Raw genomic sequence first — 21418 nt, 5'->3', positions numbered from 1 at the left:
TGATCATGACCACTAATATTAAAAATTTATTCAAATTAAAATCAATTCCCATTGAAGCGTTAAAAGAAGAATCTCCCATACCGGAAATTGATTCCAATGCAGAATCTCCTGAGGAAAGCAGAAAGCGAACCTACCATGAATCCGGCTATAGAGACAGTTCCAGAAATAATGGAAACCATACAACGCTCTTCATTTGCCTGGATGCCGTTTACTCCAAATTCCAGAATGAGGAAAAAGAAATGGTGGAAAAACAGCAAAAGCTCAAAGAATCTTATATTAATGAACAAAAAAACAGAGAAACAGAGATTAAAGCATTGACCGTTTCACTGGAAACCAAAGAAGAACAACTTAACAATAAAAATAATGAAATTGAGAATCATCAAAATAAAATTGAAAGTTTAAAAGCGGAGATCAACGATTTACCCAGAAATCCGGAAAAGCACAATGTAAAAGCAACAAAAGGGGCTTCCACAAAATTCTGGATCGGTGCCATTCTTCTTGTTCCCATCAGTTTGTACCTGCTTACATTTTATATTTCAACTTCCTATTCGGCGTTTTTTAAAAGTTTTGATGCTAAAAGCACGGTGATTCAAAGTGTATTAGATGCACAGGCGTTCAGCAAAGCCTGGAATGAAGGGGCAATAGAAGGGGCTTTTGTCACCCTGATTCCATCTGTTTTCTTAGGTCTTGGTTTTTTAATTCATATGTTTGGAGAAAACAAAACCAGACTCAATTATATCAAACTGGGACTGTTATTCCTCATCACCTTCATCTTCGATGCTATTTTGGCATACGAAATTGAGTCTAAATTATATGAACTAAACAAAACCTTCGATTCTCCCCCATTCAATCTTAAAATCGCTTTTACCAAAAATCAGTTTTGGGGAATTATTTTCGCGGGATTCATTGTTTACATTATTTGGGGACTGGTTTTCGATTTTGTGATGAAGGAACACCGGGAGAAAGATAAAATTAAAAACGAACAGGAGATCAGACAGAAAAATGTGCTCTTCCTGATGGAAAAAATTAATGTTCTTAAAAAAGAAATTGAAGAAATCCTCTCCAATATAGGAGCTACCAAAGAACTCATCATAAAAACACGCGGAAGAATTGAAGAACTTCAAAACATCATTGACGGAGTGATTATTCCTACCAAAGATTACAAACTCTACGCTTCGGAATATGTTCAGGGCTGGATTACCTATATTGGTGAAAAAATAGCTGTTTCAAAAACGGAAAAGCAAACCATGATAGACAGCTGTATCGACACCTACAACACCAATCTGAAAGATGTAGGAGCTAACTCTGATAATCAAAATTTAGTTTATTTATCTGCATTATAAGTCACTTGTCATGAAAAAAATATTGTATTTATTATTAATCATTTCTTTGGTCTGCTGTTGTAAAAAAGAACCCAAAGATCTCCCACCTGGTACAACTTCTTCTAAAGTTGACTCTAACAATATCAATGTCAGTATTCTGATTGATTTATCCGACCGGATTGATCCCCAAATAAACCCGAATCCAACAATGGAATATTTCCAAAGGGATATAGAATATATTAAAGCAATCGAAAAAGGATTTCTGAACCATATCAAAACAAAAAGGATCATCACGTATAATGATCAGATGCAGGTCTTCTTCAATCCTGAGCCTTCCGACCCTAAAATCAATGACTTTACAAAAGAGCTTAAAGTTTCTTTCGATCAAAATACAAACAAAGCCTATTTCAATACCGTTGAAAAAAAATATGCTACATTACCCGCCAATATTTATCAGTCCGCAATTAAAGACGGAAAATATGTAGGTTCTGATATCTGGGAATTTTTTAAAAATAAAGTCAATGATTATTGTGTAAAAGAAGATCACAAGAATATCTTGTTTATCCTGACAGACGGATACATGTATCATGAAAATTCCAAGTTTTCAGAAAAAACAAAAACCTCTTATTTAACCTCAAAGCTTATTAAATCAAACAATTTAACAAAGTCTGATTTTAAAACAACATTTGAGAAGAATAATTTTGGTTTCGTGAAAGCCAATGATAACTTAAGCAACCTGGAAGTCATTGTACTCGGAATTAATCCTGAAAAAGGAAATCCATTTGAGGAAGCCGTTATCAAAGAATACTGGGAAAATTGGTTTAAAGAAATGAAAATTAAAAAATACCAGATAAAATCAGCCGATTTACCTTCCAATTTAGAACCTATTATTATAAAAGCCATTACAGGTGAATCATAAAAAATACACTCATCATATTTCAAAAAAAGCGAAGATTTCTCTTCGCTTTTCTATTTTCTTATCATTTCCGTATGTGGAATATCATCTTCCAGGTATTTTTTCCCGGTATCTACAAATCCGAATTCGGAATAAAATCTTAATAAATAATCCTGTGCCGAGATTTTAATCTCTGAAGTATGGAAACGGTTCTCTATTGTTTCTACAGCATACTTAATCAGCTGTCGCCCCAGGTTTTTTCCTCTCGCCTGTTCCGTTGTAAGAACTCTTCCGAGAGAAGTTTCATCATACTTTATTCCTTTGTCAAAAACACGGCAGTACGCAAGAATCTGACCATCTTCTTCAGCCCAGATATGAATTCCCTTCTGATCGTAATTATCCAGATCAGGATAAGGACAGTTCTGCTCGATCACAAAGACATCAATACGGGCCTTTAAGACCGAGTACAGCTCAGGAACTGTAAACTCGTTGAAGGTTTTAATTTTCCAGATTATATTACTCATCAAAACTTACATTATTATTTTTCAGGAATTCATTCGTTTTCTGAATAAAATCCAGGATCTCATCACCACCCGTTTTCTTTTCCGCAGAAGTTACATACAGTTCGGGCAAATCATCCCAGGTTTTGTGCAGCTCGTTTTTATAGTTTTCTACATTTTGTATCGCAACATTCGGTTTCAGTTTATCAACTTTCGTGAAAACAATTGAAAAAGGAATTCCGCTTTCCCCGCACCACTGGATAAATTCCAGATCTATCTTTTGCGGAGTATGTCGTGAATCTACCAAAACGAAAAGGTTCACGAGGTTTCTTCTGTTCAGAATATAATTGGTAATCAGCTTTTCAAAATCCTTTCTTATAGATTTTGAAACTTTTGCATATCCATAACCCGGTAAATCCGTCAGATACCAGTCTTCATTTACTAAAAAATGATTGATCAGCTGAGTTTTTCCCGGAGTTCCAGAAGTTTTTGCCAGATCCTTGTGATTCATCATCGCATTAATCAGTGATGATTTTCCGACATTAGACCTTCCGATAAAAGCATATTCAGGCATAGTAGGCTCTGGGCATTCCTGCCATTTCCCACTACTCTTTACAAAATTTGCTGTTTTAATAACCATCTCTCGAATATTTTAGAAAAACAAACCATTAAGAAAAGCTCTTAATGGTTTATTATTATTTGTTTTAAACTTTGTCTTTTAACCAGCTGTAGAGAATTTCATTGAATTCGTCCGGCTTCTCCATCATCGCAGCATGTCCGCATTTCTCGATCCAGAAGAGATCTGAATTTGGAATAAACTTATGCATATCTTCAGCCACTTCAGGAGGTGTTACATTATCCTGCCTCCCCCAGATCAAACACGTAGGGGTCAAAATCTTAGGAAGGTCGTTCAGCATATTATGTTTAATAGCGCTTCTTGCCAGCATTACTGTTTTTATTCCTTTCATTCTGTCATTTACTACAGAAAAAACCTCGTCTACAAGATCTTCTGTGGCGATAGCAGGATCATAGAAAACCTCTTCCGTTTTCTTCCTTATGTAGGAACGGTCGTTTTTTCTTGGGAAACTGTCTCCGAAAGTTCTTTCATACAATCCAGAGCTTCCTGTTAATACAAGATTTTTCACCAGGTCCGGCCTTGCCAGAGTCAGAATAAGTCCCACATGTCCTCCCATAGAGTTTCCTACAATAGTAACAGGTCCGGAAATATGACTTTCTATAAACTTGATAATATATTTGGCAATAGTGGTAAGATTAGTATTGAGTACCGGTAAATCATAGATAGGCAACTGAGGAACATATACCTTGAATCCCTTTTCCGAAAAAAAATCTACCATCTTATCGAAATTACTCAAACCACCCATTAAACCGTGCAACAGCACCAATGGATGTCCTTCTCCCGCCTCTACAAAAGTATATTTCTTTTCTTTTTTTGTACTAAATATCATAAAATGCCTTAATAAAGCTCTGCAAAAATACAAATTAAACCTCAAAAAAATTTTGATTACCCTAATTTAAACTAAAAATAATATAATATCATCCTTTTTCTTTACTTTTTTCAGAACCTCTTTACTATGGCCTAAATAATACATTTTACAACAAACAACATATCAATTACTTACCCGTTTCAAATTGAATCTTTAATAAAACTTATTAACATTAAGTCAAAAAGTGGGAAAAAGTGGGAAATTTTGGAAATTATTATATAAATTTGTCCCAAATGAAAAGTTTCATTGGAACATATGAGTGTAAAATTGACGACAAAGGCCGTTTAAAAGTTCCCTCCTCCCTGATCAAACAGATGGAAAACTTCGACGATAAGGCATTTGTAGTCAAGAGATCTGTGTTCCAACCTTGCCTCGAAGTCTATCCTATGAATGCATGGGACAAACTGATGGGCAAAATTAATAAGCTAAACAGATTCATTAAAAAGAATGCTGATTTCATTCGAATGTTTACGGCAGGGGTAAAAACAGTAGAGTTGGACAATGCGGGAAGACTTCAGATCTCAAAAGATCTGGTTCATTTTGCAAACCTTCAGAAAGATACTGTCATTACCAGCGCAGGAGAGCTTTTTGAAATTTGGGATAAAGAAGCCTATGAAAAGGTGATTTCTACCAATGAAGCTGATTTTGCAAGCCTGGCCGAAGATGTAATGGGCTCTTTCGATGAAGAATAAACCACACTTGCAGTAAAAAGCAAGTAAAAACACAATTAAGTATGTACCACAACCCCGTTTTATTGAAGCAGAGCGTTGATGATTTGGTGACGAATCCTGACGGAATATACGTGGACTGCACTTTTGGAGGAGGAGGCCATTCAAGAGAAATTTTGAGCAGACTTTCAGAAAAAGGAAAACTTTTCAGTTTTGATCAGGATCTGGATGCTCTTAAAAATACAATTGACGATCCCAGGTTTACACTGGTGAATCAGAATTTCAGGTTTTTGGAAAACTCCATGCTAATGTATGGGATTTCTCAGATAGACGGAGTATTGGCAGACCTTGGCGTTTCATCCCATCAGTTTGATGAGGCAGAAAGAGGTTTTTCTACCAGAAACAACGCTCCTCTGGACATGAGAATGAACGTGATGCAGAATCTTGATGCCAAGAGAGTGATCAATGAATATGAGGAAACTGAGCTTGCCGATATTTTTTATCATTACGGTGAATTGAGAGAAGCAAGAAAGCTGGCAAGAGATATTGTTCATCACAGAAAAACGAAAACCATCACGACGACCGAAGACCTGAAAAAACTTTTCAGCTACCTTCCGCCCCATAAGGTTAATAAATTCTATGCACAGCTTTTTCAGGCAATAAGAATAGAAGTTAACCAGGAGCTTGAAGCCCTGAAAGAAATGCTTGTTCAGTCTCTGAATATTTTAAAACCCGGAGGAAGACTTGTCGTGATTTCTTACCATTCATTAGAAGACCGTCTGGTAAAAAGATTCCTTAAAAACGGAATGTTTGAAGGAGAGCAGCAGAGAGACATCTACGGAAATTATAAAAAGGTATTTGAATTGCTTAAAAGTAAAGCGATCATCCCGGATGACAAGGAGATTGAAGAAAACTCAAGAGCAAGAAGTGCAAAAATGAGAACTGGAATTAAAGTGTAAAAGTGAATGGCAAATAAGTGAATTGTCAATTGTGAAAAGTGAATAAAGATTCATAAGAAATTGACCATTGACAGGCAAAGCGGAATCACTGCAAACAAATTGACATAAACAAATTGGCAAAACGAACAACAAATCGCCCTCAGAAGAAGCTCACTTTTATAGACATTATAAAAGGAAACTTTCTGAACCGTGATGAGATCAAAACTCATTACAAGTATTTTTTGCTGTTGTTCATCCTCATGATGGCGATGATTTATAGCAATCACCTCGTCAACAAGAAGATCAAAATTGTTAATGCATTAAAAGAAGAAACTGAAGAATATAAATCAAGAAACGCTTACGCCCAGAGTAAGCTGATCAAAGTAAAAATGGAATCCCAACTGGGGAAGGAAGTAGCAAAAGACTCACTGATGACTTTGGAAAACCATCCTCATAAATTGCTAATCAAACTGGACAGTACAGATGCAAAAACAAAATGAATACGATAACAAACGTAAAAAAACGTTAAGGTGGGGCTACCTCTTCGCTGTAGGAGTCTTGTGCGTATTTGTGATGTTTCTTGCCAGGATCGTGATCCTGCAAAACACTAATGTTCAGGAAATTAAGGACGATTACATTAATAAAAACTACCGCGAAGCCACTCTCAAGGCTGCCCGCGGAAACCTGTTCGCTTCAGACGGATCCATTCTGGCAACAACCGTAATGCGCTATGATATCTATCTTGATTTTAAAACAATGAAGGATACTATCTACAGCAACAATATCGGTGCATTGACGGATTCTTTGAGCAAAATGTTCGGAAAACCCAGAGGAGAATTCAGAAAGAAATTTGACGAACAGAAAAAGAAGAAAAACCAATACTATACTTTAGTTAAAGGGCTCGACTTTGATGAGTACGACAGGATCAGAAACTTCCCAATCTTCAAAAAAGGAAAAAATAAAGGCGGTTTTATCGTCGACAGAAATTATAAAAGAGAACTGGCTACATCAGAAATTGGAGCGGGAACCATCGGTATGGATAACGGCGAAGTTAAAGCCGGTCTTGAAGGCGCTTTTTCTAAATACCTTACAGGAACCGACGGAAAAAGATTGGAGCAAAGGATCAACTCATCCCAATGGAAGCCCATCGACTACTGGAAGGTAAAAGAACCGGTGGACGGTGAAGATGTTTACACCACTTTAGACCTTAGGATTCAGGATATTGCCCACTCTGCTTTAGAGAAACAGCTGATCACTTTTGAAGCCAAGCACGGAACAGTGATCGTCATGGAAACCGAAACCGGAAAAGTACGGGCTCTTGTCAACCTGAGAAGAATGGAATCGGGAGAATATGAAGATTCTTATAACTATGCTTTAAAAGACAATATCGAACCGGGATCAACCTTTAAAACCATTTCACTTTTAGCAGCGATGGACGATGGCTTCATTGATGAAAATACGACCGTAAATGTAGGAGGCGGAGTCTGGACTTATGCCAAGCAGAGAATTTCAGACGGTCATGGCGGGGGAACTTATGATATAAGTGATGTTTTAGCCAAATCAAGCAACGTGGGAACCGCAAAATTGATTACAAAATATTATGCGGAAAAACCACAGATCTTTCTTGATCACCTGAGAAGATGGAAATTATTCGACAAAATGGATATCGAGCTTCCGGGAATCACAAAACCGAAAATCGTAACTCCACAAAACAAGAGATGGAATGCCGCAACACTGGCTTCAATTTCTTACGGATATTCATCAAATATCAACCTGTTACAGCTAACAACCTTCTATAACGGGGTTGCTAACGGCGGTAAAATGCTTAAGCCTCTGTTCATCGACAAGATCATGAAAGAAGGAAAAGTAGTCTACAGTGCGAAGCCCGAAGTAATGGTGAACAAAATGGCATCAGAAAAAGCGATTAAAATGATGACCAGCGCACTTACCAAAGCCGTAGAAAAAGGAACGGGACGAAGCATCTTTACACCCAACCTGAAAATGGCAGGAAAAACAGGTACCGCAAGATTTGAATACTGGTTACCAGGCCCAATGAAGTACCGCGCATCATTTGCCGGCTTCTACCCTGCAGACCAACCGAAATATACCTGCTATGTGATGATTAGTGAGCCCAATACCGCAAAAGGTTTTTATGGGGGATCCGTTTCAGCTCCGGTATTTAAAGAAATTGCAGGAAAAACATTCCTGAAGACTCCGCAGAATATTGAAAAAGAAATGCTGGTAGACAGAAAGGTGAATCTCAGTAAAATGGTAGAGCCTAATGTAAAGGTAGCTGTTAATAATAAACAGATGCCTAATGTAGTAGGCCTCATCGGTAAAAATGTGATCCCCCAACTGGAAAACTTAGGTTACAGAATTGATTATAAAGGTGTTGGAAGAATTAAAGAACAGTTCCCGCTGGAGGGCACAATAATCAGCAAAAACCAGAGAATTTATTTGTCTCTGCAGAATTAAAATAACAGAAACAAGTCTCAAAGGACTACTAATAAAGGATAGGAAAAATTCCTCTCAGATATAAAATGATAATAACAGAATTATTAAAAAGGATCCCAGTTTTAGAAATTCACGGCGAAGATACCCGTGAGGTTTCCGAATTGGTTTTCGACAGCAGAAAGGTTACGGAAGGCTCACTCTATGTAGCAGTGAGAGGAACCGTTGCAGACGGACACTCTTACATTGCATCATCTGTTGAAAAAGGTGCAAAAGCTATTGTATGTGAAGAGTTTCCAGAAACCATGGATGAAAGCGTTACCTACATCAAGGTGAAAGATTCATCTAAAGCATTGGGACATTTGGCATCCAATTTTTATGGAAATCCGTCACAAAAGCTTAAACTGATCGGAGTTACCGGAACCAACGGAAAAACATCTGTATCTACCCTTCTTTTTGATGTATTCAAAAACCTGGGGTACAATTCTGCACTGCTTTCTACAGTGGAAATCAGAATCGGCGAAAAAATTATCCCGGCAACGCATACAACTCCGGATGTTATTACCATTAATAAAATTTTAGCCCAGGCTGTTGAAGAAGGTTGCGAATTTGCTTTTATGGAAGTAAGTTCTCACGGAATTGCTCAAAACAGAATTGAAAGTTTACATTTTAAAGTGGCTGGTTTCACCAACCTTACTCATGATCATTTAGACTATCATAAAACCTTCGATGAATATCTGAAAACAAAGAAAAGATTTTTTGACGAACTGGAAGATACAGCCATAGCCATCACCAATGTGGATGATAAAAACGGGATGGTGATGCTTCAGAATACAAAGGCAAAGAAAAAGTCTTACGCTATGAAAACCATGGCAGATTACCACGGAAAATCTTTAGAAATAGATTTCAACGGAATGCTGCTGAACTTTAACGGAAAAGAATTCTGGACTACACTGACAGGAAAATTCAATATTTATAATCTACTGCTGGTTTTCGGAATTGCTTCCGAACTTGGTTTTGAGCAGGATGAAGTTTTGCAGGCAATCAGCAAACTGAAAAGAGTTTCCGGAAGGTTTGAAACATTCAAATCAGATGGCGGAATTTTCTTCATTGTTGATTATGCGCACACGCCGGATGCATTAGAAAATATTTTGGACAGCATCAACGATATCAGAACGAAAAATGAAAGGCTGATCACCGTTTTCGGGTGTGGAGGTGATAGAGATCACTCCAAAAGGCCTGAAATGGGAAATATTGCCACTAAAAAATCAACACTGGCAATCATCACTTCAGATAATCCCAGAACCGAAGATCCCGCCCAGATCATCAAAGAAATTGAAGCAGGCGTTGAACCTCAGAACTTCAGCAAATACACTTCAATTCCGGATAGAAAAGAGGCTATAAAAATGGCAATCAGGTTCGCAGAACCAAGAGATATAGTGTTAGTAGCCGGAAAAGGGCATGAAAACTATCAGGACATTAATGGTGTGAAACATCATTTTGACGACAAAGAAACGATCAACGAACTTTGGAAGTTAATGAGCAAATAAAAATAAGATTAAAAAATTTTGATGATGACTAAAAATTTTGAAAATTTCCCGGTTTACATCAAGAGCTTAGATTTAATTGAAAAAGTTTATTTATTTCTCAAAAGTGAAAATTTAGAAAGAGAATTTGAATTTAGTAACCAAATAAAAAGAGCCGGATTTTCAATATCCAATAATATTGCAGAAGGCTCAGAATATAACAATAACAGACAATTTATTAAGTATTTAAAAATTGCAAAAGGCAGTTGTGCCGAAGTTAGAAGTATGATAATTGTGAGTAAAAGATTAAAATTAGGAGATGAAAATAAAGCAGAAGAAATTATTAATCTTTCACGGGAAGTTTCTTCTAATATTTCAAACTTTATTAAGTATTTAAGTGAAAATATGGAGAGACCTCTTCCTTAAATCTTTAAATAAATTAAATTTTTAAATTAAAGAAAAGACATGCTATACTATCTATACGAATATCTAACCAGTCAGGGAATCCACATACCGGGATTGGGAATGCTGAAATACATTTCTTTCCGTGCAGGTATTGCCGTGCTGTTTTCTCTCATTATTGCCTTAGTCTACGGGAAGAGAATTATCAATTATCTGAGATCAAAACAGATGGGTGAATTGGTGCGTGACCTTGGATTGGATGGACAAAAGCAGAAAGAAGGGACTCCTACTATGGGAGGACTTATTATTATCATTGCAACCATTATTCCGGTGCTGCTTTTTACGAGGATTACCAATGTGTATATTGTTTTGCTTCTTGTTTCCATGTTATGGATGGGAGCTATAGGTTTCGTAGATGATTATTTAAAAAAGATCAAGAAAAATAAAGACGGTCTGAGCGGAAAATTTAAAATTGTAGGCCAGGTCGGATTAGGGCTAATTGTCGGAATTACAATGTATTTCCACCCGGACATTACCGTCAAAAGAAAATATGCAGATGCTAAAGTAGTGAACAGAAACAATGTAGAGCAAAACTTTATGCCTACAGAAAAGATTACTGTTTCTACTGTTCCGTTTGCAAAAAACAACGAGTTCGATTACAGTGGAATACTGTTCTGGATGAATGATAAAGATGCCCATGAGTGGGCATGGATTGTCTTTATCCCAATTGTTATTTTCATTGTAACTGCCGTATCAAACGGAGCTAATATTACAGACGGAATAGACGGGCTTGCAGCAGGAACCAGTGCCATCATACTGCTCACCCTCGCGCTGTTCGCTTATCTTTCCGGGAACATTATTTTTGCAGATTACCTCAATATTATGTTCCTCCCGAATATGGGTGAAACCACCATTTTTGCAGTAGCTATGGTGGGTGCCGTAATAGGTTTCTTCTGGTACAACACCTACCCGGCACAAGTTTTTATGGGCGATACAGGAAGTCTGATGCTTGGAGGGGTAATTGCTGTTTTGGCCATTATTTTAAGAAAAGAACTCCTGATTCCAGTATTATGCGGGATCTTCCTGATTGAAAACGTGTCTGTCATGCTGCAGGTTGTTGTTTTCAAATACAGAAAAAGAAAATACGGGCTGGAATATGCCCAGAATAACAGATTTTTTAGAATGTCACCATTACATCACCATTATCAGAAAGGTGGTTTCCATGAAAGTAAGATCGTAAACAGAATGATCATCATCGGTGTAATGCTGGCTATTGTATGTCTGATCACATTAAAAATGAGATAAATTTATCAAAGTAAGAGTATTAAAAATAAAACCAAATTACATTAATACTTTTTACTTTTTACAAAAAAATAAATATGAAAATAGTTGTTTTAGGAGGTGGAGAGAGCGGGTGCGGAGCTGCTTATTTAGCGAAAAAACAAGGTCTGGACGTTTTTCTTTCAGACAAAGGGGCTATTAAGGATAACTACAAACAGTTTTTAGCCGAAAATGAAATTGAATTTGAAGAAGGAAACCACAACGAAGATAGAATTTTAAATGCCGACTGGATCGTAAAAAGCCCGGGAATTCCCAAAAAGGCGGATATTGTTCACAAAATTCATGAAAAAGGAATAAGACTTTCCTCTGAAATTGAATTTGCTTCAGAATTTACTGATGCCAAAATCATTGCCATTACAGGAAGCAACGGAAAAACAACAACAACTTCCCTGATCTACTACATCCTGAAAAATGACGGACTGAATGTAGGGCTGGGAGGAAACATAGGATACAGCTTTGCAAAGCAGGTGGCCGATGAGAATCATGAATATTATGTTCTGGAAGTAAGTTCTTTCCAACTGGATGATATTCAAAACTTCAGACCTTATATTTCCCTGCTGTTGAACCTGTCCCAGGATCACCTGGATCAGTACAACTACAATTATGAAGAATATGCTTTAGCTAAATTCAGAATTGCTGAGAACCAGGAAAATGATAATTTCTTCATCTACAACAAAGATGACGAGATGAGCAAAAACATCCTTGAAAAGCTGGAAATAAAAGCAAAAATGATTCCCTTCTCCACAAAAGAAAAATTGTCTGAAGGAGGTTTCGTTGATGACGATCAGATCGTGATAAAAATGAAGGATGAGTTCTCAATGAAGCTTGATAAGCTTTCCCTTCTTGGAAATCACAATGTTGCCAATAGCCTGGCAGCCTCAATAGCCGGTAAAATATTGGAAATCAACAATGAAAGTATTAGAAATTCATTGATGACCTTCCAGGCAGTAGAGCACAGACTTGAATTCGTAACAGAAACCAATGGTGTAAAATACATCAACGACAGTAAGGCAACAAACGTAAACGCTACCTACTATGCTTTAGAAAGCATGAAAACTCCAACCGTTTGGATCGTGGGAGGTTTAGATAAAGGAAACGATTACTCGGAAATTGAGGATCTCGTTAAAAGAAAAGTAAAAGCAATTGTCTGCTTGGGAATAGACAATACGAAGATCATAAACTTCTTTAAAGACAAAAAAGAATTTATCTATGATACTTCAAGCATGGAAGAAGCCGTGAAAATATCAAAATCACTGGCAAAAAGCGGAGATACTGTTCTGCTTTCCCCATGCTGCGCAAGTTTTGACCTCTTCAAAAGCTATGAAGACAGAGGAAAACAGTTTAAAGAGCAGGTATTAAAGTAAAAGTAAAATGACGGATGTAAAAGTACATTGTACAGCATACATTTTACATGAATACAAAAAATATGGACGAACAGAACACAGAAAACAGAATAGAACTGCTAAAGGGCGATAAAGTACTTTGGATGGTCATCCTTGTGATCTCCATTTTCTCTATTTTCCCGGTATATTCTGCAAGTTCAAATCTGGAATATATCGTTAATAACGGGACCACTACAGGCCACGTTATCAAACATATGTTCTTTGTAGTTCTGGGTCTGGTGATCATGAGAGTCGTTGGAATGGTAAAATATGAGTACATCGGTAAGCTCAGCAGTATCCTGCTCGGCTTAATGATTGTGCTTCTCGTTGTCACCATGTTTACAGGACAAACCATTGATGGGGCCAGTGCTTCAAGATGGCTCAAAATTCCCGGCACACCGATCTCATTCCAGCCGTCGTCATTTGCCTTTTTAATGCTCGTCATTTATCTCTGCAGGTATCTGACCAAGAAAATAACCAGGGAAAGACTTCCGATTGAGAACATTATGTACATATTCGGACCTATCCTGCTGGTATTTGTTTTAGTGGCAAAAGACAACGGTTCCACAGCATTGATGATCCTGCTGGTTTCTGTTATTGTTCTGATTATAGGACAGCTTCACTGGAAATACATTGCAGGCTTCATATCTTCCTCATTTGTAGCCATTGTTCTCTTCCTGATTATTGCATTAAATACCAACCTCATCGGCGGTAACCGTGTGCATACCTGGATGAGCCGTATCGAAACATTTACCTCCAGCAAAGCAAAAACAGCTGATGTAGATGATGAAAGCGTAAAAGCCAAAAACTACCAGGTCATGCAGGCCAAAGCCGCTATTGTCCATGGTGGAATTACCGGAATGGGACCTGGGAAAAGTGCATTGAAGCAGATGCTTCCACAGTCCGCCTCCGACTTTATTTTTGCCGTGATTGTAGAAGAATATGGGCTTATTGGTGCCGCTTTCCTGATCTGTCTCTATCTTATTATGATGATCAGAATTGTGATGATTGCCAGCAAGATGCCCGCCTTTTTTGGCTCGCTCCTCGTGCTCAGTCTCGGGGTGATGATCTTCATACAGCTTTCTGTTAATATTGCAGTAGCCGTTAATCTGATCCCGGTAACAGGGCAGCCATTACCATTAATAAGTTATGGAGGAACCTCCATGTTGGTCACCTATCTCCAGCTTGGAATTATTTTAAATATAAGCTCAAGAATCCAGATATACGATGAAGAAGGAATGGGCAAAAAACAAAGTGTAGCAGAAATTAATGATATCGCTTAACTCAAAACAAACGGTACCAATAAGACAATAAAAATGAACAAAAAACTAAAAGTAGTATTATCCGGAGGCGGAACAGGAGGGCACATCTTCCCGGCTATCGCTATTGCAGATGAAATCAGAAGAAGATTTCCTGATACGGAATTTTTGTTCATCGGAGCCAACGGAAAAATGGAAATGGAAAAAGTTCCACAGGCAGGCTATAAAATCGAAGGCATTGATATTGCCGGAATCGACAGAGGAAATATTTTATCAAATTTAGGACTGCCTTTCAAAATTTTGAAAAGCCTATCTAAATCGAAGAAAATCATTAAGAATTTCGCTCCCGATTTTGCGGTCGGAACTGGAGGTTTTGCAAGCGGACCGGCTTTATATGAGGCCAGTAAACTGGGAATTCCAATCTTTATTCAGGAGCAGAACGCCCATGCAGGGGTAACCAATAAAATCTTAAGTAAGAAAGCTAAAGCGGTTTTCACAGCTTATCCAAAAGTGGAAGGCTTTCCTTCTGAAAAAATAAAATTCCTGGGCAACCCTATTCGTGAGAATATCATTACAGGAATGGCAGAGACCAATTTGGCAAAAGAAAAAATGGGACTGAGCAAAGATAAGCTTACCATCCTTTCAGTAGGTGGTTCTTTAGGATCCAGAACACTGAACAATGCGTGGAGATCTCATTTAAATGAAGTAATCAAAAAAGATTATCAGCTCATCTGGCAGACAGGAAAGCTTGATTATAAAGATATTGTAGAAGAAACAAAAGGCATCGACAGCAGAAACATCCAGATCCTTGAATTCATCAAAGATATGGAGCTGGCCTACTCTGCAGCCGACATTATTGTTTCAAGGGCCGGAGCCATTGCCATTTCAGAGCTGGCGGTAGCAAAAAAACCGGTTCTTCTGGTACCTTTCCCGTTCGCGGCAGAAGACCACCAAACCAAAAATGCCATGAATCTGGTTGAAAAAAATGCAGCAAGAATGGTAAAAGACTCTGAAATGCAGGAAAAATTCTGGAATACACTGGAAGAGATCTGCAGCAGTGAAAGTATAAGAAATGAAATGTCTCACAATCTGGAATATTTTGCCAAGCCCAATGCCGCAAAAGAGATTGTAGATGAGATATTTAAAACTGTAAAAAGTACAATGTAAAATGTATTAACGACGAAACTTACATGAATACATTTTACAAAATACATTAATACAAAAAGAATGAACATATTAGAAACATATCAAAATTATTACTTCGTAGGAATCGGAGGTATAGGAATGAGTGCTTTGGCACGCTATTTCAATGCTTCCGGTAAAAAAGTGCTGGGTTACGACAAAACGAATACCAAGCTTACTGACCTGTTGATGAAAGAAGGAATTGATATTGTTTTTGAAGATACCATTGACGAAAAAATAACCAAACTTCAAAAAGAAAACACCCTGGTAATTTATACTCCCGCCATTAAAACATTGGGAATATTAGATTATTTCAACCAAAATCAGTTTGAAGTTTTAAAACGGGCCAAGGTTTTAGGCCTGATCACAGAAAATACAGATTGTATTGCTGTAGCAGGAACCCACGGAAAAACAACTACTTCTACATTGGTTTCTCACCTGTGTAAAGAAGCCGATCTTCCGTTTTCATGCTTTTTAGGTGGTATTTCTGAGAATTTCAAATCAAATTTTCTGTATAATGGTACACAGTATTCTGTAGTAGAAGCAGATGAATATGACAGAAGCTTTCTAAACCTTTCCCCGGACTGGGCAGTAGTAACCTCTACCGATGCAGACCATCTGGATATTTATGGTGATAAAAGCCATATCGAAGAAGGGTTTAAACAGTTTGCTGCATTAGTTCCGAATGACAAACAGCTTTTTGTAAGAAAAGGGCTGGATATTGGCAGAGACCATAAAACCTATGCTGTTAATGAGGTGGCAGATTATTATTCCGATAATCTCCGCATGGAGCATGATAAGATCTATTTTGATTTCCATACCCCTTCTGAAACCATTAAAGATTTCGTATGGGAAATCCCTGGAATCCATAATGTGGAAAATGCTACAGCAGCATTGGCAATCCTTCACAATTTAGGCGTAGATTTTGAAACGCTGAAAAGGGCTATTGCCAATTTTAAAGGAATTAAAAGAAGATATACCAAGCATATTTATCCTAACGGTAAGATTTATATCGATGATTATGCACATCACCCAACAGAAATCAATGCGGTAGTGAGCTCAATCAAAACCTTTTACCCGGATAAAAAGCTGTTGGTGGTCTTTCAGCCTCATCTTTTCAGCAGAACAAGAGATTTCGCTGACGGATTTGCAGAAAGCTTAGGGAAAGCAGACGAACTAATCCTTCTCGATATTTACCCCGCAAGAGAGCTTCAGGAGAATTTTGAAGGAATAACTTCTGACTGGCTGTTGGAAAAGGTGAATTTAGATAAAAAAGAGAAATCGGACTTGTCCGGTGCTTTTGAAAAAATAAAAGAAAAAGATTTTGATATCCTTCTCACCGTAGGCGCAGGAAATATTGATACCCTGTATGATCCTATTTGTGAATGGATAAATTCTTCTGTACAAAGTACAATGTAAAAAGTACAGAGATCATTAATAAAGTAACTAATTAGAATACAATAGTACACTGTACTTTGTACATTGTACAAAATATATGAAAAATAAATACAGAATATTAAAAATTGCTGTCACGGTGATCATCCTCGGATTACTGCTGAGTTTCTCATTAAAGAGATTCAGCGGCCAGAAGATTACGGACAATAAGATTTCTGTAAAAATGAATGAAAAAACACCCGTATACTTCATTGATGAAAAAGATATCCGGGAAATTGTAAAAAAAGAAAACCCTTCCGGAAAAGTGGGAGATCTGAATATTCCGACACTTGAAAAGAAGATCAATTCACTTCCTGCCGTAGACAGTGCCAATGTCTATTTAAACCTGAACGGAAAATTATACCTCGATATCAAGCAGAGAGTTCCTGTTTTCAGGCTGAATAAAGACGGAAGAGACTTCTATGTAGATGAAAAAGGAACGGAATTCCCTATTTCCAAAACCTACTCGCATCCATGCATGCTGGTAACCGGAAATGTGAAACCGGATGAATATCAGAAACTGGCCGAGCTGGTTGAGAAAATTGATAAAGACGATTTCAGCAAAAAATTCTTTATCGGAATTTCAAAAAGCAAAGACGATTATAACCTCCTGACCAGTGACGGAAATTATAAAGTGGAAATAGGAGATCTGGACAATATTGAGTTTAAAGTAAAAGGTCTGAAAACATTTGTGGAAAAATATCTTGTATTTCAGGATCCTCAAAAGTACAGCATGGTCTCTGTAAAATATCAGAACCAGATTGTAACCACTTTAAATCCTTATTTTAAAGAAAACGACAGTATTCTGAAAGCAGGGAATATGGAACTGGCGAAGGCCCCGGCTCTGGCAGCGGTTAAAAAGCCTGACATTCTTCCTAAATCTGCAGAAACAAAGAAAACAAAAACGTCTTCAGCTAAACCGAAAGAAAAAGCAAAGCCAAAGACTACAGTCAAACCAAAGGAAACTAAAAAAACAGAGAAAAAGCCAGCGGCCACAAAGCCTAAGGCAAAAGTAAAAATAGAATAAAAAAGTCCTGATGGACAATTAGCATAAAACCGGAATAAACCCCGGATTGAAAACAAGGAAAAGTAGAAAAAAAATCAAATCGACATAAAATGGAAAATCAAGAGTATTCAGTAGGTCTGGACATCGGGACAACGAAGATTGTCGCGATTGTCGGAAGGAGGAATGCGCACGGGAAGATAGAAGTTCTCGGGGTTGGAAAGGCCAAAAGTCTTGGAGTTCATAAAGGAATTGTGAATAATATCTCACAGACCATTAATTCAATCAAGGCCGCCGTTTCTGAAGCACAGTCCAGCGCAGGAGTTCCCATCCGTAAAGTGACAGTAGGTATTGCAGGAAAACACATCCGTTCTCTGCAGCATTCCGACTATATCATGCGCGAGCATCCGGATAAATTTATTACAGATGACGACATCGAAGCACTGAAAGACCAGGTAAAAAAGCTTGTGATGCTTCCCGGAGAAGAAATTATCCATGTTCTTCCACAGGAATATAAAGTGGATTCCGAAGGCGAAATTCAGGAGCCGGTAGGAATGCACGGAAAACGTTTAGAAGCTAATTTCCATGTAGTGGTAGGACAAATGGGCAGCATCAGAAACATCGCAAGATGTGTAAGAGAGGCCGGCCTGGAAATGGAAGCCCTTACCCTGGAACCTTTGGCGTCTTCAGAAGCCGTTTTAACCAAAGAAGAAAAAGAAGCCGGTGTTGCCATTGTAGACATCGGAGGTGGTACCACAGATATTGCCATCTTCAAAGACAATATCATCCGTCATACCTGCGTAATTCCTTACGGAGGCGGAATTATTACGGAAGATATCAAAGAAGGCTGCTCTATTATAGAAAAACATGCAGAACAATTGAAAGTAAAATTCGGTTCTGCTGTTCCGGAATTAGAAAAAGACAGTACATTTGTCACTATTCCCGGGCTTCACGGAAGACCGGATAAGGAAATCTCTCTTAAAACCCTGGCACAGATCATCAATGCCAGAGTAGAAGAGATCCTGGAAATGGTGAATACAGAATTAAAAGCTTACGGGGCATTTGAACAAAAGAAAAAGCTGATTGCAGGGATTGTCCTTACAGGAGGTGGATCCAACTTAAAGCATCTTCGTCAGCTTGCCAATTATACAACAGGTTTTGACAGCAGAATCGGTTTTGCCAACGAATATATTGCTAACGATAAAAACCAGTACCTGAAAGGCCCGGAATTTGCTACATCAATCGGCTTGCTGATGGAAAGCTTAAAGATCCGCGACAAAAAACAGGGATCAGAAACAGAAGAGCTTGTTGAAGAGGAATTGGCTAAAGCTGAAACTGCTCCTTCACAAACAGAGACAGTGCAACAGGCCCAGCCGACAGCAATAGTTCAGGAACAGTCCGTTGTTAGTGAGCAGCAGGAAAACAGAAGAGCGAAACTGACTTTCGGGCAGTCGCTTATGGAAAAAGTTAAAAAATTCTTTGAAGAAGTAGAGTAAAATATAAATGATAGAAGATCATTGATAATTGATAAATAAAATGCACAGTTTATTGCCGGCGCCATTTATCACTCATCAGTTATCATTCGTCAATCATCAATTATAAAAAGCATAGTTATGGAAAATATAGGTACACAAGGATTTTCATTTGATTTGCCAAAAGGAAATTCATCCATTATAAAAGTAATCGGTGTAGGAGGCGGCGGAAACAACGCCCTGAAGCACATGTATGAGAAAGGTATTTACGGAGTAGATTTCGTGGTCTGTAATACCGATGCCCAGACTTTAGACAATAACCCTGTTGCCAACAAAGTACAGCTGGGGACTACCATCACCGAAGGTCTTGGTGCCGGAGCAGATCCTGAAGTTGGGGAAAAATCCGCTATTGAAAGCATTGAAGAGATCAAAGCATCTATGGGCCAGAATACCAAAATGGTGTTCATTACAGCCGGAATGGGTGGCGGTACAGGTACCGGAGCCGCTCCGGTTATTGCCAAAGTAGCCAAAGATATGGGAATTCTAACGGTAGGTATCGTTACTGTTCCTTTCAGCTTTGAAGGCAAAAGAAGACTTGAGCAGGCCGAAATAGGTCTGGAAAAATTAAGAAATAATGTTGACTCACTGATTGTGATCAATAATGATAAACTAAGACAGCAATTCGGAAACCTTGGCTTCAAGCAGGGATTCTCAAAAGCCGATGAAGTTTTAACCAATGCCGCAAAAGGAATGGCAGAAGTTATTACCGGTTACTTTGATGTAAACATTGACTTTAGAGATGCTAAATCTGTCCTTCAGAACTCCGGTACGGCTTTGATGTCTACAGGAATTGCTTCAGGAGAAAACAAAGCAGAAGAAGCGGTTAAAAAAGCACTGGATTCTCCGTTGTTGAATGACAACAAGATCACAGGGGCTAAAAACGTTCTTCTACTGATCAGAAGTGGTGCAGAAGAAGTAACCATGGATGAGATCGGGGTAATTATGGACCATATCCAGAAAGAAGCTGGAAATACCGCTGATATTATCTTCGGGGTGGGTGCAGATGAGGAATTAGGAGATTCTGTAAGCGTTCTTGTTATCGCCACAGGTTTTTCAAATGACAGCAAAAGATTCGCCGGGCCTACTGAAAAAATCAGAATTAGCCTTAACGACAGTTTAGAGACTCCGAAAGCCTCTCCTTTTAAAACAAGGGAAGAAAGAGATGCTACTTCTGAAACAACTCGCGATTTCGGAGGAAAACACACGTTCAGGCTGGATGATGAAGACAGTGATGCTCCACAATTCGGTATGACTTCTTCTGAAAAAAAAATGATTATTAAAGAAGAAGAAATTAAAACCGAAATAAAATTCTTTGATAAAGAGGAAGATACACAGAATAGCTGGAGAAATGAACAAGAAACAGAGGAACAATCCTACAGCCTATTCTCTCATGATGACGAAGAAGGAGAAGATCCCAATGATCTGGAAATTGAATCTTTTAAATTTGATTTTGATGCCAGAAAAGATGAAGCTCCGTCTACACCGGCAACCCGTGCTTTCTCAGATGAAAAACCTGTTGAGTTCAGTTTCTTTGTCAATAATCAGCCTTCGTCTAATGAGCCTAAAACAGATTTCGGACAGCCAAAAGCAGAGTTTACAGCTCCAGCCAGTACAGTAACAGAGATTCCGGTTCAGGCAGTTGAAGCTATCTTCCACACAAGACAGGAAGAGCCGAAAGCTGAAACAAAACCAGCTTTTGAGGAAAAAACAGAAATTGAAACGCCAAAACCCAATGAGTCAGAATTCACGTTTGTAAATAAAGCTGTTGATCAGGAAAGAATTTCGGAGAGAAGAAATAAATTAAAAGAATTCAATTCACGCTATCAAAGCTTTGACAGCACAAGCGAATTCGAATCTGTTCCTGCTTTCAAGAGAAAAAATATTGCCATTGACGGAACCAATGCATCTGACCAGAATATCAACACGTATCTGTCCGATAACAACGGATCCATGCAGGTGAGAGAAAACAGATTTTTAAATAAAGATGTTGATTAAATTAATATAACAATGTAAAAATGTACCAATGTAACAATACAACCGTCATGCTGAGTTTGTGAAGCATGTCATTGGTAAACTGT

19 protein-coding genes are annotated in these 21418 nt (G+C 38.0%); 16 read left to right on the top strand and 3 right to left on the bottom strand.

Translation table 11 applies throughout. The annotated features are described in order from the left end of the window. Window positions 1-5: 5 nt before the first annotated feature. Window positions 6-1343, top strand: coding sequence for a beta-carotene 15,15'-monooxygenase (locus V6R96_RS03755; protein ID WP_336378043.1), 1338 nt, complete (start codon window positions 6-8; stop codon window positions 1341-1343). A gap of 10 nt (window positions 1344-1353) precedes the next feature. After that, window positions 1354-2241 (top strand): hypothetical protein, encoded by an 888-nt coding sequence (locus V6R96_RS03750; protein ID WP_336378042.1) that lies wholly within the window; start codon window positions 1354-1356, stop codon window positions 2239-2241. 50 nt (window positions 2242-2291) lie between these two features. Here V6R96_RS03750 and V6R96_RS03745 read toward each other — a convergent pair whose 3' ends face one another. The 3 genes from V6R96_RS03745 to V6R96_RS03735 all read right to left on the bottom strand — a co-directional run bounded on the left by V6R96_RS03745 (window position 2292) and on the right by V6R96_RS03735 (window position 4183). Continuing rightward, window positions 2292-2741 (bottom strand): GNAT family N-acetyltransferase, encoded by a 450-nt coding sequence (locus V6R96_RS03745; RefSeq protein ID WP_336378041.1) that lies wholly within the window; start codon window positions 2739-2741, stop codon window positions 2292-2294. Continuing rightward, window positions 2734-3357, bottom strand: coding sequence for a ribosome biogenesis GTP-binding protein YihA/YsxC (yihA, locus tag V6R96_RS03740; RefSeq protein ID WP_111953803.1), 624 nt, complete (start codon window positions 3355-3357; stop codon window positions 2734-2736). The genes V6R96_RS03745 and yihA overlap by 8 nt, the downstream gene beginning before the upstream one ends. 64 nt (window positions 3358-3421) lie before the next feature. After that, window positions 3422-4183, bottom strand: a complete 762-nt coding sequence (locus V6R96_RS03735; RefSeq protein WP_111953805.1) for an alpha/beta fold hydrolase — start codon at window positions 4181-4183, stop codon at window positions 3422-3424. Between the two features lie 272 nt (window positions 4184-4455). Between V6R96_RS03735 and mraZ the strand changes: the two genes are divergently transcribed. The 14 genes from mraZ to ftsZ all read left to right on the top strand — a co-directional run bounded on the left by mraZ (window position 4456) and on the right by ftsZ (window position 21335). After that, the gene (gene mraZ, locus V6R96_RS03730) at window positions 4456-4914 is read left to right on the top strand and encodes a division/cell wall cluster transcriptional repressor MraZ (protein WP_048501622.1); all 459 of its coding nucleotides are present in this window, start codon (window positions 4456-4458) and stop codon (window positions 4912-4914) included. Window positions 4915-4955: 41 nt separating this feature from the next. Next, on the top strand, window positions 4956-5849 hold the full coding sequence (gene rsmH, locus V6R96_RS03725) for a 16S rRNA (cytosine(1402)-N(4))-methyltransferase RsmH (protein ID WP_111953807.1): 894 nt from the start codon (window positions 4956-4958) through the stop codon (window positions 5847-5849). Between the two features lie 113 nt (window positions 5850-5962). Beyond that, window positions 5963-6328 carry an FtsL-like putative cell division protein gene (locus V6R96_RS03720; RefSeq protein WP_034701184.1) on the top strand — a complete coding sequence of 122 codons (366 nt, stop codon included), beginning with the start codon at window positions 5963-5965 and terminating at the stop codon, window positions 6326-6328. Continuing rightward, window positions 6312-8303, top strand: coding sequence for a penicillin-binding transpeptidase domain-containing protein (locus V6R96_RS03715; protein ID WP_223557836.1), 1992 nt, complete (start codon window positions 6312-6314; stop codon window positions 8301-8303). The genes V6R96_RS03720 and V6R96_RS03715 overlap by 17 nt, the downstream gene beginning before the upstream one ends. Before the next feature lie 65 nt (window positions 8304-8368). Further along, window positions 8369-9829 carry a UDP-N-acetylmuramoyl-L-alanyl-D-glutamate--2,6-diaminopimelate ligase gene (locus tag V6R96_RS03710; RefSeq protein WP_336378040.1) on the top strand — a complete coding sequence of 487 codons (1461 nt, stop codon included), beginning with the start codon at window positions 8369-8371 and terminating at the stop codon, window positions 9827-9829. 21 nt (window positions 9830-9850) lie between these two features. Continuing rightward, window positions 9851-10231, top strand: a complete 381-nt coding sequence (locus V6R96_RS03705; RefSeq protein ID WP_228452614.1) for a four helix bundle protein — start codon at window positions 9851-9853, stop codon at window positions 10229-10231. Between the two features lie 39 nt (window positions 10232-10270). Beyond that, window positions 10271-11512 (top strand): phospho-N-acetylmuramoyl-pentapeptide-transferase, encoded by a 1242-nt coding sequence (gene mraY / locus V6R96_RS03700; RefSeq protein ID WP_111953817.1) that lies wholly within the window; start codon window positions 10271-10273, stop codon window positions 11510-11512. A 74-nt stretch (window positions 11513-11586) separates the two neighbouring features. Further along, complete coding sequence (gene murD, locus V6R96_RS03695; RefSeq protein ID WP_336378039.1) at window positions 11587-12912, top strand: UDP-N-acetylmuramoyl-L-alanine--D-glutamate ligase; 1326 nt, start codon at window positions 11587-11589, stop codon at window positions 12910-12912. Window positions 12913-12974: 62 nt separating this feature from the next. Next, window positions 12975-14213, top strand: coding sequence for an FtsW/RodA/SpoVE family cell cycle protein (locus V6R96_RS03690; RefSeq protein WP_111954388.1), 1239 nt, complete (start codon window positions 12975-12977; stop codon window positions 14211-14213). 33 nt (window positions 14214-14246) lie between these two features. Next, window positions 14247-15356 (top strand): undecaprenyldiphospho-muramoylpentapeptide beta-N-acetylglucosaminyltransferase, encoded by a 1110-nt coding sequence (gene murG, locus V6R96_RS03685; RefSeq protein ID WP_336378038.1) that lies wholly within the window; start codon window positions 14247-14249, stop codon window positions 15354-15356. A gap of 60 nt (window positions 15357-15416) precedes the next feature. Then, on the top strand, window positions 15417-16790 hold the full coding sequence (gene murC, locus V6R96_RS03680) for a UDP-N-acetylmuramate--L-alanine ligase (protein WP_336378037.1): 1374 nt from the start codon (window positions 15417-15419) through the stop codon (window positions 16788-16790). A 76-nt stretch (window positions 16791-16866) separates the two neighbouring features. Next, window positions 16867-17832, top strand: coding sequence for a cell division protein FtsQ (locus V6R96_RS03675; RefSeq protein ID WP_336378036.1), 966 nt, complete (start codon window positions 16867-16869; stop codon window positions 17830-17832). Between the two features lie 89 nt (window positions 17833-17921). Continuing rightward, window positions 17922-19304 (top strand): cell division protein FtsA, encoded by a 1383-nt coding sequence (ftsA, locus tag V6R96_RS03670; protein ID WP_336378035.1) that lies wholly within the window; start codon window positions 17922-17924, stop codon window positions 19302-19304. Window positions 19305-19421: 117 nt separating this feature from the next. Further along, a complete protein-coding gene (gene ftsZ / locus V6R96_RS03665; RefSeq protein ID WP_336378034.1) occupies window positions 19422-21335 on the top strand; it encodes a cell division protein FtsZ in 1914 nt (637 codons plus the stop codon). Window positions 21336-21418 lie beyond the last annotated feature (83 nt).

Source organism: Chryseobacterium sp. CCNWLW53 (assembly GCF_037083525.1).
Classification (GTDB): Bacteria; Bacteroidota; Bacteroidia; order Flavobacteriales; family Weeksellaceae; genus Chryseobacterium; species Chryseobacterium lathyri.
This window is presented reverse-complemented; position numbering and strand designations above follow the sequence as displayed.